At 57.6% G+C, this 15,130-nt stretch carries 11 protein-coding genes; 5 read left to right on the top strand and 6 right to left on the bottom strand.

Features of this window, described 5'->3' with window-relative positions; genetic code table 11:
- Nucleotides 1-69: 69 nt before the first annotated feature.
- From JYE50_RS00405 to rsxC, 6 genes are read right to left on the bottom strand one after another with little or no spacing between them, the layout of a single operon-like run.
- Nucleotides 70-3,078 carry an ammonia-forming cytochrome c nitrite reductase subunit c552 gene (locus JYE50_RS00405; RefSeq protein WP_084095917.1) on the bottom strand — a complete coding sequence of 1,003 codons (3,009 nt, stop codon included), beginning with the start codon at nucleotides 3,076-3,078 and terminating at the stop codon, nucleotides 70-72.
- 13 nt (nucleotides 3,079-3,091) lie between these two features.
- Entirely contained in the window at nucleotides 3,092-3,886 is a 795-nt protein-coding gene (locus tag JYE50_RS00400) for an RnfABCDGE type electron transport complex subunit B (protein WP_084095916.1), read from the bottom strand.
- Between the two features lie 16 nt (nucleotides 3,887-3,902).
- Nucleotides 3,903-4,487 (bottom strand): electron transport complex protein RnfA, encoded by a 585-nt coding sequence (locus tag JYE50_RS00395; protein ID WP_084095915.1) that lies wholly within the window; start codon nucleotides 4,485-4,487, stop codon nucleotides 3,903-3,905.
- Nucleotides 4,484-5,194 (bottom strand): electron transport complex subunit RsxE, encoded by a 711-nt coding sequence (rsxE, locus tag JYE50_RS00390; protein ID WP_084095914.1) that lies wholly within the window; start codon nucleotides 5,192-5,194, stop codon nucleotides 4,484-4,486. The genes JYE50_RS00395 and rsxE overlap by 4 nt, the downstream gene beginning before the upstream one ends.
- Before the next feature lies 1 nt (nucleotide 5,195).
- Complete coding sequence (locus tag JYE50_RS00385; RefSeq protein WP_283399211.1) at nucleotides 5,196-6,743, bottom strand: RnfABCDGE type electron transport complex subunit D; 1,548 nt, start codon at nucleotides 6,741-6,743, stop codon at nucleotides 5,196-5,198.
- 5 nt (nucleotides 6,744-6,748) lie between these two features.
- A complete protein-coding gene (rsxC, locus tag JYE50_RS00380; protein ID WP_084095912.1) occupies nucleotides 6,749-8,098 on the bottom strand; it encodes an electron transport complex subunit RsxC in 1,350 nt (449 codons plus the stop codon).
- A 300-nt stretch (nucleotides 8,099-8,398) separates the two neighbouring features.
- Here rsxC and JYE50_RS00375 point away from each other — a divergent pair, with 300 nt between their 5' ends.
- The 5 genes from JYE50_RS00375 (at nucleotide 8,399) to JYE50_RS00355 (ending at nucleotide 15,110) form a co-directional block, all read left to right on the top strand.
- Complete coding sequence (locus JYE50_RS00375; RefSeq protein WP_143763613.1) at nucleotides 8,399-9,271, top strand: DUF6273 domain-containing protein; 873 nt, start codon at nucleotides 8,399-8,401, stop codon at nucleotides 9,269-9,271.
- 1 nt (nucleotide 9,272) lies between these two features.
- Complete coding sequence (locus tag JYE50_RS00370) at nucleotides 9,273-11,177, top strand: phosphodiester glycosidase family protein (protein ID WP_084095910.1); 1,905 nt, start codon at nucleotides 9,273-9,275, stop codon at nucleotides 11,175-11,177.
- Between the two features lie 19 nt (nucleotides 11,178-11,196).
- Nucleotides 11,197-12,225: a hypothetical protein gene (locus JYE50_RS00365; RefSeq protein ID WP_143763611.1), complete on the top strand. Its 1,029-nt coding sequence runs from the start codon at nucleotides 11,197-11,199 to the stop codon at nucleotides 12,223-12,225.
- Nucleotides 12,215-13,963 (top strand): PIG-L family deacetylase, encoded by a 1,749-nt coding sequence (locus tag JYE50_RS00360; protein WP_084095908.1) that lies wholly within the window; start codon nucleotides 12,215-12,217, stop codon nucleotides 13,961-13,963. Before JYE50_RS00365 ends, JYE50_RS00360 begins: the two co-directional genes overlap by 11 nt.
- 103 nt (nucleotides 13,964-14,066) lie before the next feature.
- Nucleotides 14,067-15,110 carry a leucine-rich repeat domain-containing protein gene (locus tag JYE50_RS00355; RefSeq protein WP_084095907.1) on the top strand — a complete coding sequence of 348 codons (1,044 nt, stop codon included), beginning with the start codon at nucleotides 14,067-14,069 and terminating at the stop codon, nucleotides 15,108-15,110.
- The last annotated feature ends 20 nt before the right edge of the window (nucleotides 15,111-15,130 follow it).

Here is a 15,130-nt window from a genome sequence, read left to right as displayed (position 1 = left end):
CCATATACAAGGGAGACCGCAGATGCATTCCGTCCGCGGTCTCCGTAATGATTCACCCATATCTGGATATCATTTCCCGTTTATTTTGTCAAGAATTTCTGTCATGGCCTCCTGAACTGAGCCGGCGGAGAATGTCAGCGTAGCGCCGGTAACGGCATCCGGAGCGGCGCTGCCGCTTTCCAGGATGGCTTTGGCCCATTCATCGCGGATCGTGTCCGTCAGCAGGTCTTTGCCCTCTTCTCCTTCGGAAGTGATCTTCACGTCGGTCAGGGTTCCGTTCTTCGCGTACGCGATGACCGTCACCTTGCTGAAGGCATTCTCCTTTTCAGCCCGGTAGCCTGCATAAAGCGGCGGTTTTTTCGGAGTCTCCTCTTCCGCCGCAGCAGGAGCAGATCCGGTTACATCGGATTTGCCGGCAGAAGCAAGCAGTCCCTTTGCTTCGTTGATTTTGGATTCCGAAGTATCCAGGCAGTTATATGCCAGTGCGGAATTATGAGCACCTTCCGAATTCTCCACATAGCAGAAATCGAAGAACCACTGGGCTTCCCGATGCAGTTTCCGCACCGCGTCCAGTTCTTCCTCGCTCATTGCGCCGGCAGTAACTGCCGCTGTCAGTTCATCCTTCAGTTCAGACAGCTTGTTTCCCACATCTGTTTCCCTGGCTGTCACTTTTTCCTGGATTCCCTTCACCAGTGCGGTCGTGTTGTCCGCACTTCCGTGACAGGAAGCGCATTTTGCCAGCAGGGTTTCGTTTTCCAGCGGACTGACCAGGTGGTGATCATGATACTGGGCGCCGCTTTCCGTTGTTTCAACCGGCATATGGCAGTCCGCGCAGCTCAGCATAGCCGCATGCTTGCCGTAAGCCCAGGTCTCCAGTTCCGGATGCTGCGCCTTGAGCATCTTTGTTCCGGTGCCAGGCTGTTCCCAGTCATAGAAGCCCAGCGCATCGTAGTATGCCAGGATCGCTTCGGGAGTCATCTCAGCCTTGCTGTGATACGGCATCATGGCTTCGCTGTCTTCCGGCGTGAAATAGTACTCAATATGGCACTGGCCGCAGGACAGGGAAGCCGCCTTGATCTCGCTGACGTTTTCACCCAACGCTTCATTCACGTACTGATGGGTCACAACCATCTTTCCGTCGTTCCCATCATCTGCTCCGTGGCAGGTATAGCAGCTGATGGCATTGGTCGTCTGCGCCATCATTTCATCAAAAGGCATGGAATAAACGCTCACACCCTGTTCTGCAATCAGCTTATGCATATCCGGCGTCTTGCAGGTCAGGCAGTTAGCCTTTGCATGCGGCCGCTGGGTTTTCTGCACGTCTTCCAGTGTATAGGCATGACCCCTGGCGCTGCCGTAATCCTTGGCAAAGCCGTATCCTTCATAAATATTGACCAGATAAGGATCCTGCTCCAGATAGTCAGTCACATAGCTGTTATCCTTTTCTTTTCCCATGGAGACAGCGATCGCTGACAGAATATCGTTTCCGTTTCCGGACGTCTTTTCCGCGGCAGGTTCTTCGGCCGCGGGCTCCTCCGAGGGAGCTGCAGCGGCTTCCCCGTTCATCCGGGCCAGGATCTCTTCCATAGCTTCCTGCACGGAACCGGCGGAGAATTTCAGTGTGGCGCCGGTAATGGCATCCGGTGCGGCGCTGCCGCTTTCCAGGATGGCCTTGGCCCATTCTTCGCGGATCGCGTCCGTCAGCAGGTCTTTGCCTTCTTCTCCTTCGGAAGTGATCTTCACATCGGTCAGGGTTCCGTTCTTCGCGGAAGCAGTGACTGTCACCTTGCTGAAGGTGTTTTCTTTTGTCACGCGGTAAACGCCGTAGGCCTGTCCGTCAGAAGCGGCTTCCTTATTTGTTTCAGCCTTCTCTGCGGGCGCTTCCGTCTCTTCCGCAGCGGGTTCCGCTGTTGCTTCCGGAGCAGGTTCCTCTGTTGCGGCGGCTTCTTCCTTCTGTTCACCGGCAGGCACAACGCTGTTGATCGCCTTCAGCACAGCGTTGGAGGTCACCGTTGCGCCGGCCAGGGCGTCAATCCCGTTTTCGCCGTAGGTGAAGGGGCCGCTCTTTCCGATAAACTGGTCAGTAAACGCCGTTTCGGAAGCCCGCTGACCCAGGCCCGCGGTTTCGTTCGGCGTGTCAATGGTCAGCGCCTGGATCCTGTTTTCTCCGTCGAGGGTCACATGCACTGTCACGTCTCCGCCGAAGCCCTGTTCAGCAGCAGTGATGGCATTGTCATCCGCGGCAGGCTCAGCGGCGGGTTCAGCCGCAGGTTCCTCCGTGGCTTCAGCCGCGGGTTCTTCCGCTTTTTCCGCGGCGGGCACAGCGCTGTTGATGGCCTTCAGCACAGCGTTGGAGGTCACTGTCGCGCCGGCCAGGGCGTCAATCCCGTCTTCACCATAGGTGAAAGGGCCGCTCTTGCCGATAAACTGCTCGGTAAACGCCGCTTCGGATGCCCGCTGGCCCAGGCCCGCGGTTTCGTTCGGCGTGTCAATGGTCAGCGCCTGGATTCTGTTTTCTCCGTCCAGGGTCACATGCACCGTCACGTCTCCGCCGAAGCCCTGTTCGGCGGCAGTGATGGCACTGTCATCCACGGCAGGTTCGGCAGCGGTTTCAGCCGCAGGTTCTTCCGTGGCTTCAGGCGCGGGTTCTTCCGCCGCGTCCTCGCCCGTGATCGCCTTGTTGATCGCCTTCAGGGCAGCAGTGGAGGTCACTGTCGCGCCGGACAGCGCTTCAATTCCGTTTTCACCGAAGGTGAAGGGGCCTTCCTTGCCGATAAACTGCTCGGTAAATTCCGCGTCAGATGCCCGTTTGCCCAGGCCTTCGGTTTCGTTCGGCGTATCAATGGTCAGTTCCTGGACCGTATTCCCGTTCAGCACAACATGAGCCGTCACGTCGCCGCCGAAGCCCTGCTCCGTCACTTCCGCTTCGGAAGCGCCGGCAGGCAGATTCTTTGCGGACGGATCATATTTCAGTGAACCGGTTCCGCTGAACACGCCGGTCATACCCAGGACAATTGCCCCCACCAGTACGGCGCAGACCGCGATCCGGATCCATTGTTTCTTAGCAAAATAGTCCATTTTCTTCCCTCCATCAATTCGGAGTGGTCATGATTACTTTGGCAGGGCACTTCTCAGCGCACTTGCCGCACAGGGTACACTTATCCGGATTGATCCGGGCCAGGGAGCCGTCAAACTCGATGGCTTCAAACTCGCACTGCTTTACGCACAGACCGCAGCCGATGCAGCCTGCGGTGCACATCTTCCGGACAACAGGTCCCTTGTCCTTGTTGGAACACTGCACCCGGATGATCCGGCTTTCCGGAACCAGGGAGATCAGACCCCTCGGGCAGGTCTTGGCGCACAGGCCGCAGCTGACGCAGCGGTTCCGGTTTACAACGGCAACACCGTTCTGAATCGTGATCGCCTGTTCCGGGCACACCTCGGCACAGGAGCCGAAACCCAGGCACCCGTAAGTGCACTCCGTGATATTCATGCCGGAAAGCACAGCGGTCCGGCAGTCCTTGATGCCCACATAGTTGCCCTGGTTCTTCGTCACGTTGCAGGTGCCTTTGCAGGCCACAAACGCGACTTTCCGTTCCATGGCACCGGCGGAAGTACCCATGATGTCACCGATCTCCTGGGCAACAGGAGCACCGCCCACGGGGCAGGCATTGACAGGAGCCTCGCCTTTGGCGATGGCAGCAGCCAGCGCGTCACAGCCGGCAAAGCCGCAGGCACCGCAGTTGTTGCCGGGCAGCTTTTCACGCACAGCCACTTCACGCTCATCCACTTCAACAGCGAACTTCTTGCCTGTGAATACAAGGCCCGCACCGACGCATACGCCGATAACCGCGATAACCAGGGTCGTGATCAGGATAATATTCATCTGTCCGCCCCTCCTCTCACAGTACCAGGCCGCCGAAGCCCATAAACGCGATGGACATCAGCGCCGCGGCGATCATGACAATAGGCGCGCCGCGCAGCGGACGGGGCAGATCCTTCTCGTTGATCCGGGAACGGATGCCCGCCAGCAGCACAATAGCGATGGTATAGCCCACCGCGGTGCCGAAGCCGCTCGTCACACACTGGATGAAATTGTAACCGTCCTGCACGTTGGTCAGGGCAACACCCAGCACCGCGCAGTTGGTGGTGATCAGGGGAAGATAGATACCCAGGGCCTTGTAGACCGCAGGGGACTTTTTCTTCAGGAACATTTCCACGATCTGCACCAGGGCAGCGATGACCAGGATGAAGATGATCGTCTTCATGAAGTCCATGCCCAGGGGCTTGAGAACGTAGTCATACAGCAGGCTTGCCACAGCGGAGGCGATGGTGATAACGAAGATCACAGCGCCGCCCAGGCTGATGGAGGCTTTCATCTGTTTGCTGACGCCCAGGAAAGAGCAGATGCCCAGGAACTGGTTCAGCACGACGTTGTGTACCAGCGCGCTGGTCACGATGATCATAATCAGGCTCGTGTTGTTCATGCGTCCGCGCCTCCCTTCTCTTCAGCTTTGGCTTCCGGTTCGGTATCCCGGGTTTCGCAGGCAGCGCTGCACAGGGAGCAGTTACCGTCGCAGCCGCTCTCAACCAGCTTGCGCTGGCGCGTCTTGATGCCGATGGCATTCATCACGGCGATGATCAGCGCAAAGACCAGGAAGGCTCCCGGAGGCTGGATGAAGATGGTCATTCCGAAGCCTTCCGGCAGCAGGCGGAGTCCGAAGACAGATCCGGCGCCCAGAAGCTCACGGATCATACCCGCCAGGGTCAGGGCAATCGTGAAGCCCAGGCCCATGCCGATACCGTCCATCACGGACAGCAGCGGAGTATGCTTGTTGGCATAGGCTTCCGCGCGGCCCAGGATGATGCAGTTCACAACGATCAGGGGGATATAAATGCCCAGCGCCTCATAAAGGCTGGGAAGGTAGGCTTCAATCAGCAGTTCCGTCACCGTCACCAGGCTGGCAACGATCACGATGTAGGCAGGAAGCCGGATCTGGTCCGGGATGACCTTGCGCAGGCAGCTGATCACAAAGTTGCTCAGCACCAGCACGGCAAGTGTGCTCAGGCCCATGCCGATACCGTTGGATGCCTGGGTGGAGACCGCCAGGGCGGGACACATGCCCAGCATCAGCACCAGTACCGGGTTTTCCTTAACCAGGCCGTTCCAGAGGCGTTCGATATACTTTTTCATCTTAGTTGCCTCCTTTCAGCACAGTCTCATAGAAGTTCAGACCGGCATTCAGGGCGTTGGTAACCGCGGTGGAGGTCACGGTGGCGCCGGTGATGGCGCTGATCTCATTCTCCCCCGCGGCGCCCTTGACCAGGGCCACGCTGCCGCTCTTGCCGGGGAACTGATCCTTGAAGGAATCCTCGTCCGCCCGCATACCCAGGCCGGCGGTTTCGTTCAGCTCCGTAAAGGAGATCTTGTTGACCTTGCCGTCCGGCGTCAGGCCGAGGGCCATGGTCACGTCGCCGCCGAAGCCCTTGGAGGAAACGCTCAGGGCGTAGCCCGTCACGTTGCCGTCAGCGTCTTTGCCGACAAAGGCCTCATTGATGCGGGTGGAGCCGTATTCCGTGCCCCAGTTTCCGCCGGCCAGTTCTTCCAGTTTCGCCTTTGCGGCTTCGGAAGTTTCGAACTTATCCGTTCCGGGACACACTTCATTATAGGAAGCGCGTTCCGCCATCGCTTTCTGTTCTTCGATGGTGTCTTTCGTCATGGAATACACGCCGCTGAGCGCCACGCCAGCCAGGGCAGCGATCAGGGTCAGGGCGATCACAGGCTTCGGGATCCGGAAGGGTTCCTTGCTGGTCTTCCGGGTCTTGCCGATCTTCCGGTAGGCGAAAGGCTTCTGGACGATATAGGTATCGATCAGCGGAGAACATACGTTTCCGATGATGATCGCGTAGCTGAAGGAGTCGGCTGTGTTGCCCTTCAGGCGGAACAGGCCTCCCAGCACGCCGATCAGGCATCCGTAGATGAACTGACCCAGGCGGCTGACGGGGCTGGTCACATAGTCCGTGGCCATGAAGAAGGCGCCCATCACAACACCGCCGCCGCACAGGTGCGCCAGCAGGTAGGCGGGATCAAATCCCTTGCCGCCGAACAGGCCCAGGAACACGGTGAAGCCGATCAGCACAGAGAAGCAGATCTGGCCGTGGATGATGTCCATGCTCCACAGCAGGAGACCGCCGGCAAGCAGCGCCAGGATGGAGCTGCCGATAACGCCGTCCGCGGTACCCAGGAACATCTTTGTGATGTCCACAACCTCACCGGCTTTCATGGCGCCTACCGGTGTCGCTGTCGCTACAGCGTCCACCACCGGCTTGATCGCCATCGCGTTGGCGAAGGAGATCAGCAGGAAGCACCGCGCGGCCAGCGCGGGGTTGATGAAGTTCTTGCCCAGTCCGCCGAAGCAGCCCTTGCAGACCACGATGGCGAACACGGAACCGATCACCGGGATATACAGGGGTGTCTGCGGTCCCAGGGACAGGGCAAGCAGCAGTCCCGTGACCACCGCGCTGCCGTCCCAGATCGTGCTCGGTTTTTTACATACTTTGCAGAAAAGCCATTCAGACGCCACCGCGGAAACGATTGCCAGCGCTACAATCCCGAAGGCATTCCAGCCGTAAACCAGGATACCGACGATTGTGGCAGGCAGCAGGCTCAGGGTGACCATCCGCATGATAAAGGGAGTTGTCCATTTATCCCTTGCGTGAGGAGCCGCGGAAAGATTCAGCATCGTATTCACTTCTTAGCGCCTCCTTCCCGTTTTCTCTTCTCAAGGATCTCGGCTTTGGCCTGCTTGAAGGTCGGCGTCAGCGGGCGCTTGGCCGGGCAGGCAAAGCTGCAGCTGCCGCACTGGATGCAGTCCATGCCGTACAGCTTCTTTTCATACCGTTCCAGGTCTCCGGCGATCGCCGCGTCCGCCATCAGCTGGGGCGTCAGGCCCATCGGGCAGACGGTGGTGCACCGGCCGCAGCGCAGGCAGCTGGTCATCACGGCTTCCGCCGCTTCCACCGGATCTTCGGCAAGCAGCGTCAGGCCGTTGTTCTGCTTCTGGATCGGGATGTTCAGGGAGCCGATGGCGATACCCATCATGGGTCCGCCGGAAAGCGCTTTCCGGATCTCCATGCCTTCCTTGACTCCGCCGGCCGCTTCCAGCAGCTCGGCATAGCTGGTGCCCACCCGGACGAAATAGTTACCGGGTTCGGCAACGGCTTCGCCGGTGATGGTGAAGCACTGGCTGAACAGCGGTTCTCCGTAAAGCACCGCCCGCTGGATCGCGTAGAGCGTACCAACGTTCTGCACCACGCAGCCAACGTCCGCAGGCAGCTTGCTGGTGGGGAAATCAACACCCGCCACAGCCTGGATCAGGCTGCGTTCACCGCCCTGGGGATATTTGGTGATCATGGTCTTAACGCTGATCCTGGGTTTGTCGGAAACCGCGATGCTCATGGCCGCGATCGCTTCGGGCTTGTTGTCCTCAATGCAGATCACGCCCTCCGCGTTCGGGAACAGACGGAGCACCAGCTCCAGTCCCTCCGCGATTTCATTGGAATGGATCCTCATCAGCTGGTCGTTACAGGTCAGGTACGGTTCGCACTCCGCACCGTTGGCAATAACATACTCGATCGCGTCAGGATCTTTGGGCTGAAGTTTCACCGCTGTCGGGAAGCCCGCGCCGCCAAGTCCGACAATACCTGCCGCCTGAACCCGCTGGATGATTTCACTGTTGGACAGCTTGGCCGCGTCAATCTTCTGCGTATAGTCCGCATAGGGCGTGAACTGGCCGTCATTGTCAATGATAATGCATTCGGCCATTCCGCCGCCAAGCACACGGCGCTTTTCGATTGCCTTAACCTTGCCCGAGCAGCTGGAATGAATCGGTGCTGAAACAAAGCCGTCCGCTTCGGCGAGCAATTGTCCCACCTTTACCTCATCATTCTTTTGTACCACCGGTTTCGCGGGTTTTCCAATGTGCATGGAAAGCGGGAAAACCATCTCTCCCTTCGGATCGAAGAGACGCAGACGGCTTTCCCGGCTCAGGTCCTTATGGCCTGCGGGATGTACGCCGCCGCGAAATGTGTTTTTCACTGCAGTGCCGACTCCTTTCGTCTTATACTTTCTCGCTCAGCCGGAACAGAGCAGGTACGGAATGCGTTCTTCCGCAGCCAGCTCTCCGGTCGAATCTCATGGAATTGTGTCCGGGATCTTCATCACCCCGGAATGCGCAATTTGCCAATTTTTATTTTATCAGACTCACTACTGATTGTAAAGAAGAAACCCCGTTCCGGAAGACGCTTTCAGGTTGACACTTTTCCTATTATTTCATAGAATATAATATCTGGGTTTATACATACCGGAGATACTGTAAAGCAAGGAGGGAGAAACGCCGTGAGCCATGGTTTGCACCGCTCTTTTCTCCTTCGTCTGATGCTTCTTTTCCTCTGTATTATGACCGTCATTCCCGCCTGTGTTTCCGCCGAGACAGCGCTTCGCGGATACACCCAGGAGGACGGATATGTCTACGTTTCCCTGGGGCAGTATCCCCAGACGGCAGACGGGCAGGTCCAGCCGGTCCTCTGGCGTGTGCTGGCCGCGGATGATGAGAAGTGCATCCTGCTGAGCGAATATATCCTCTTTGCCCGCTGCATGAACGCAAGCCTGACCGCCTACCGGGATGAGTTCAAAGGGGATTTCAGCCGCACAGACCTGTGCACCTACCTCAACACCGTTTTCCTCCAGGACACTTTCACCGAAGATGAAGCCGCCATGCTGCTTCCCCTGGAAGGTGTCGGGAAGGTCTTCCTGCCCAGTGTGGACGAGCTCAAAAACAAAAGCTACGGCCTGGGCGAAACGCTGGTGGGTTCGGAAAATGTCAAAAAGATCCTGGCCAATCCCGGCCTTCGTGCCTGGGGTACCGAATGGGCCATCCGGAACAACGGATATGACCCGGCCGAATATACGGACCTGAAAAAGAAATACGAAGGTTCTTCCAGAAAGGAAATGCCGCTGAAGGAACTGCGCCTGTTTGAATACAGCAACGGCAAAGGCAAACACAGCCCCTACTGGACCCGCGATGCTTCCGCGTCCGACGGCCGCCAGGCACGCTGCACCAAAGCCACCGGCGGCATCGGCCGCCTGGAGGTCGGCCGGGACAATCTCGGCGCAAGGCCGATGATTTACCTGGCCCAGGGTTCCTATACTGTCACCTCCGGCACCGGCTCCATGGATGACCCCTGTATCATTGTCAGAAAGGGCGAATAAAATGCTTCGTAAAACGCTTCCCTGTTTCCTGGTGCTGCTTCTGCTGCTGCTTGCCTTATCCGGCTGTGCCCTGGCGGAAACCGCGCCCGCGGCGGACACCACCGCTGAATTCAACGGGATGTCCTTCCCCCTGGATGCTGAGTACATCAGCCTTGGGGATACCGTCGTACAGGATTTTGACGCGTTCGAAGCCTTCCTGGACCGTTTTACCGGACTGAAGCAGGTTGATATGTGGGAAACCAAAATGCCTGCTGCCATGTGCGACCGCCTGGCTGCCCGCTACCCCGGCATGAAATGGGGCTGGACCATGGTACTGCAGGGCAAAGACCACCAGCACCTGATCCGCACCGACTATACATCCTGGTCCACACTGCATAACAACACCACTTCCCACCATAACAGCGAAGACTTCTCCATCCTCCGCTACTGCTGGAACCTGATGGCCCTGGACGTGGGCCACAACAGCGTCACAGATCTGGAGTTCCTCCGGGATCTTCCGAACCTCCGTGTGCTGATCGTTGCCTGCAACCAGGTTACGGACATTTCTCCCCTTGCGGACCTGAAAAACCTGGAATACGCGGAACTGTTCAAGAATAAGATCAAGGACCTGAGCCCCCTGTCCGGGCTGGATCATCTCCTGGACCTGAACATCTGCTTCAATTTTGTGGAGGATTATGATCCCCTGCAGAACCTGAAGAGCCTGAAGCGCCTCTGGATCTATTCCAGCCGCGTTCCGAACCAGTCCCCGCCGGACAACATCGTCCGTTTCCTGAAGGAATCCCTGCCCGATACGCAGGTGGACTCCACCCATTATTCCACCGCAGGAACCTGGAGGTTCCTTTACGGCAATACCCGCCATCCGCATTACGATGCCATTGTTCGGATGTTCGGAGAGGATCATCTCCATCCGCATTATGAATACATTCCTTTCGAGGACAGCTTCCCTCTGACGGAAGAAGCGCCTGCCGCCGCACCGGAAGCATCCGCTGAGGAACCGGCTGAAACGCCCGTTCCCGAACCGGAAGCGACCCCTGCTCCGGCTGATGAACCCACTCCCGTGCCGGCCGAACCCAGGACGGATTACCTGCTCCCCATTGACTTCACACCCGGTAAGGATCCTTCTCCCGAAGGCTATACCGAAAACGGCTACTCCGACTCCACCATCCAGGTGACAGTTGATTCCGGGCTCTTTGAAGACTGTGTTTACTGGGTCGCGGATATCCATATTAAGGACGCCTCCCAGCTGCGCACCATGTCCGCCACGGATAACGGTTCTTTTGAAAGAAATGCCCAGCGCCGTCCGGAAGCGCTCGCCGAGCGTTCCAAAGCCGTTGTCGCGCTGAACGGCGATTACTATGACAGCACAGAGCGGAAATCCCGCGGCTTTATCCTCCGGCAGGGCACCCTGTTCCGGAATAACCTGGATGAGCCCGGCCCCTGGGATGCCCGCTTCATGGATGTACTTCTCATCGACAGCAACGGTGATTTCCATATCGTCTACCAGCCCGTGAAAGACGCGGTTATCACCGTACCGGATAACGGAACCATCCTGAACTCCTTCTCCTTCGGTCCCGCCCTGGTTGACAACGGCGAACTGATTGAGGATTTCCAGGGAGCCGACCGCTGGATCAACATGGCCGCGGATGAATACCGTCAGCGGATCTGCATCTGCCAGGCCGGGCCGCTCCACTACAAAGTCATCTGCTGTGCCGGTCCCTACAAAGGCAACACCGGCATGACCATTGCCCAGTTTGCCCGCCTCGTCAAAACCCAGGATGTCCTCGTCGCCTATAACCTGGACGGCGGAGATTCCACCTGGCTCTATTTCAAGGGTGCCAAGGTCAATGACCTGGGAAGCACAGGCCGCAAGCTGATGGATATCATCTATTTCGCCTCGGCGGAATAACAGAAACGGACATGATGCCATGATGACAGACACTTTATACCCCATTCTGATCGCCGCGGGCTGTATGGCCGCGGTGATCCTGTTTGCCCGCGGCCTGAAGCGCAGGGATATTGCTCCTGTATACGCGCTTCCTTTCACAGCCGCAGGCCTCCTGCTGGCCTTTATCCTCGGCAAGGCCTTCTTCCTGCTTTTTAACAGCTATCAGCTGTCTTTTGCCGGCCTGTTCAGTTTCGCGCCCTCAGAGTTTTCCTTCACCGGCTGCCTTGTTGGCCTGGTGCTGGGGGTGGCACTGTCAGCCCTTGCCGCCAGACGTCCGGTACCTTCGGTACTGGACAGTTTTGCTTTACCCTGCTGTATCCTGGCCGCCTTTGTGCGGTTTGCGGAAGCCTTTGCCGGTGATCTGGGCCTGGCTGAAATGGCAACCTTTGGTCTGGATGAGATCTCCGACGGTTCCGCCCTGGCGTTTTTCCCGTTCGCCGTCCGGGATCAGTGGGGACAGTGGCTGCTGGCCCTTTCCACCCTGGAAACAATCGGTGCGGTGATCGCCGCGATCCTCGTGATCCGCCATGACACCGCCGGAAAGCGCGTCCTTTCTGTGCCCCGCAAAGGCACCCTCATTGAGCCCGCCCTTTTCATGCTCTGCGCCTTTGGCCTTTTCTTTGAAACCGCCAAGATCTCCGGCGTTGTATTCTACTATGTGCATATTGAACAGCTGCTCAGCGCCCTGGTGATGCTCGGCCTGCTGATCCGCCTTTGCTCCCGGCTTTCCCGCGCGGGCAGGCGGCTTCCCTGGCTTCCGGCCGGTCTTTTTCTCCTGTGTGTCGCGCTGAACGGTTTCAGCCAGTACTTCCTGGATAAAGCCTGGCGTTTTTCCGGTCTTTTCTCCGAAACGGTTTTCAGCTGGCTGAGCAGCCACCTGGAGCAGGTCTGCTATGGCGTCATGCTGCTGACCGCTGTCTGCATGCTGGTTCTGTACCATCTTTCTTTCCGGAAAGACCGGGCGGATACCGATCCCAAAGCGAAAGCTGGTGAATCCGATGAAGCTTAAACGGATCACCGCGGCATTTCTTGCTTTTATCCTGACGCTGGCTGCCCTGCCGGTCCTGGGAGAGAATACCGTCGATTCCCGTTTTTCCATGTCTCCCCTTTCCTTCCTGCGCGCCGGCCAGGCGAAAAAGAAGAGCGGGGATACACCTGTATACGCTTCCCCGGCCAAAGGCGCGGCTGAACTGGTCCGCGTTCCTTCCGGAGACAGCCTGGAGGTCATCGATGAGAACGGGAAATACTATCGGGTCCGCCTGCCCGAAAACGGCGGCTTCGGTTATGTTCCCAAAAGCCAGCTGACCGTTGATTCCCGTGTCGCGGAACCCGCGCTCCGGGACGCCCTGTGCGATGATCTTTCGCTGACGGAGCCGGCTCCCTTCCGCAAAGAGGAATACCTGACCCTGTCAGGTACGATCCGCACCGAAGAACCGGTGGATGCCCTGATCCTGTATGTTTGGGACGAAACGCTCCGCAAGGTCGAGCGAACCTATGTCAAACAGCTGGAAAAGCCCGCCTCTGAGCTGGCTGCGGGGATCCTGGACCGGGCCGTTCCCCTCAACAAGATTTCCGGCGGCCGCAAGCAGATTGTCGTGGAAGGCTGCGGCGAAAAAGATACCTTTGTCCTGTTCCGCTCCCCCGCGTATATCAGCAGGGAGCTGGAGGAGCCTAAACACATCACCGGCCGCTGCGGCGGAGTTCCCGGTATCCTGAAAGACGGCAAGGTCAGTACCGCCTGGGTCCCCACCGCAAAGAAAGGCGCACTGGAAATCACGCTTCCCGAGGATGGGCACGCGTCCCTGATCACCCTGGAGTGGAAAGTTCCCTCTGTCTCCCTGAACATCACCCAACTGGATGAAAACGGCGGCGTCATCAGCGAGGAGCTGAAGGAAGAACGCTTCTATATGCGTTCGGTTTCCCTGTCTGACAAAACAAGAAAAGTGATCCTCAGGCCCGGTGACGATGACACCTGTGCCCTGTCTGAACTCCGGGTTTACGCGGAAGGCTTCCCGGGCCACGCCGTCCAGCAGTGGGACCCCATGCCCGAAAAGATCGATATCCTGCTGGTTTCCACCCACCAGGATGACGAGTTCCTGTTCTTCGGCGGTTCCATTCCCTATTATTCCTGGCGGGATGATGTGACCATCGGTGTGCTGTATATGGCAAACTGCGGCAGGCTCCGCTACCGCGAAGCCCTCAACGGCCTGTGGTGTGCCGGGCTGAAATACCATCCGTTATTCCTGGGCCTGGAAGACTACCTGACCTACAATTTCCAGGAAGCAGCCGCCCGTTGGCGGAGCGACGAACCGGAAAAGCTGCTGACCCGCGTCATCCGGCAGTACCGTCCCGAGGTGATCCTGACCCAGGATTTCAACGGCGAATACGGTCATGCCCAGCACGAGGTAACAGCCCAGCTGGTCGCGGACTGCCTGAAGCTGGCGGAGCAGGAGGATTTCGATCCGGAATCCGTTGAATCATTCGGTACCTGGTCCGTGAAAAAGCTTTATATCCACCTGTATGACCAAAATACCATCCGCATGGACTGGGAACAGCCGCTGGAGGATCCGGTCATTACACCCATGTTCCTTGCCAAGGAAGGCTTTGACAAGAGCAAAAGCCAGCAGGCCTACTTCAGCATGGAACGCCACGGCAACCTTTACGACAATCACCTGTTCGGCCTCTATTACACCTCCGTCGGTCCCGATGTACAGAAAAACGACTTTATGGAAAACATTCCCCGGTAAGAGTTGTAAATTCTTTGCCATAGCAGTGACAACAGTCCCGGTTCATGATACAATGCCAAAAAATGGATGTTTTCAGCTGAATCTGTAAGGAGTGAACATTTTCTTGAGACTTTCCTTCCGCCGCCTGTGCGTGCTTCTTATACTGCTTCTTCTGGTGCTGGCGGGCTCCGCTGCCGCGGAGAATAAAACCTTCTCTTCCGTCAGCGAAGCGCTCAGGTATATCAAAAACAACCAGCCGGCTGAACTGACCATTGAGAATGTCAAGTTCAAGCCCACGGACCTGCTTAAGATCCGTGACGCCATGCTGGAAGGATCCGTCTTCCATTTCACCTCCACCTGGGGAAAGGTCCAGTTCTCCGATGAATCCACGGAGATCGACCTCACCGTCAGGAGCACAGGGGTTCCGGACGCGGAATTCCAGGGCTTCATTGACCTGTGCCCGAACCTGAAGCTGATCGACAATTCCAACCACACCGGACCTTCCTACAAGTTTATGATCCCGCTCATTGAAAAGTATCCGGATATCACCTTTGAGTGGAAGGTCTGGCTGGGCAAAAACCATTATTGTTCCACAAAGGCAACCGCCTTCTCCACATTCAACGAGCCTTTTGACCCGGATGCCCTGACATCCAAACAGCTGTATGAGCGGATCAGGTACTGCTCCCGCCTGAAGGCGCTGGACCTCGGCCACAACGAACTCAAGGACCTTGAGTTCCTCCAGTTTCTTCCGGACCTGGAATTCCTGATCGTCGGAGATAACCAGATCCACGACCTGACGCCGATCTCACAGTGCAAACACCTGAAATACGCGGAACTGTTCTCCAATTATTTCACCGACCTGACCCCCCTGGCCGCCTGTACGGAGCTGCTGGACCTGAACATCTGCTACTGCCCTGTACACGACTTTTCCCCGATCGACGGGCTTGAAAACCTGGAAAGGTTCTGGGCCACCATGATCCGCGGACTTCCCGAAGAAGAGCAGCAGCGTTTCATGGAAGTCCACCCGAACACTGAAGTTGATTTTAAAGGATCCCATGCCACCACCAACGGCTGGCGGAAGCATCCCCGGTATAAGCATTACATCTGGTGCCTGCGCAACAGCACCTGGATCCCCTTCGATCAGCCCCTCCCCGGCGAGGCCGAATAAGCATACCAATCGTTATCTAC

The organism is Aristaeella lactis, assembly GCF_018118585.1.
In the GTDB taxonomy this organism is placed as follows: domain Bacteria; phylum Bacillota; class Clostridia; order Christensenellales; family Aristaeellaceae; genus Aristaeella; species Aristaeella lactis.
The sequence above is the reverse complement of the archived record's forward strand: the minus strand, read 5'-3'. Positions and strand labels throughout refer to the sequence as shown.

Excerpts from the sequence above, each read along its gene's own strand:
- JYE50_RS00405 (WP_084095917.1), bottom strand. The coding sequence starts at position 3,078 with ATGGACTATTTTGCTAAGAAACAATGGATCCGGATCGCGGTCTGCGCC.
- JYE50_RS00400 (WP_084095916.1), bottom strand. The coding sequence starts at position 3,886 with ATGAATATTATCCTGATCACGACCCTGGTTATCGCGGTTATCGGCGTA.
- JYE50_RS00395 (WP_084095915.1), bottom strand. The coding sequence starts at position 4,487 with ATGAACAACACGAGCCTGATTATGATCATCGTGACCAGCGCGCTGGTA.
- rsxE (WP_084095914.1), bottom strand. The coding sequence starts at position 5,194 with ATGAAAAAGTATATCGAACGCCTCTGGAACGGCCTGGTTAAGGAAAAC.
- JYE50_RS00385 (WP_283399211.1), bottom strand. The coding sequence starts at position 6,743 with ATGCTGAATCTTTCCGCGGCTCCTCACGCAAGGGATAAATGGACAACT.
- JYE50_RS00370 (WP_084095910.1), top strand. The coding sequence starts at position 9,273 with ATGCTTCGTAAAACGCTTCCCTGTTTCCTGGTGCTGCTTCTGCTGCTG.
- JYE50_RS00365 (WP_143763611.1), top strand. The coding sequence starts at position 11,197 with ATGATGACAGACACTTTATACCCCATTCTGATCGCCGCGGGCTGTATG.
- JYE50_RS00360 (WP_084095908.1), top strand. The coding sequence starts at position 12,215 with ATGAAGCTTAAACGGATCACCGCGGCATTTCTTGCTTTTATCCTGACG.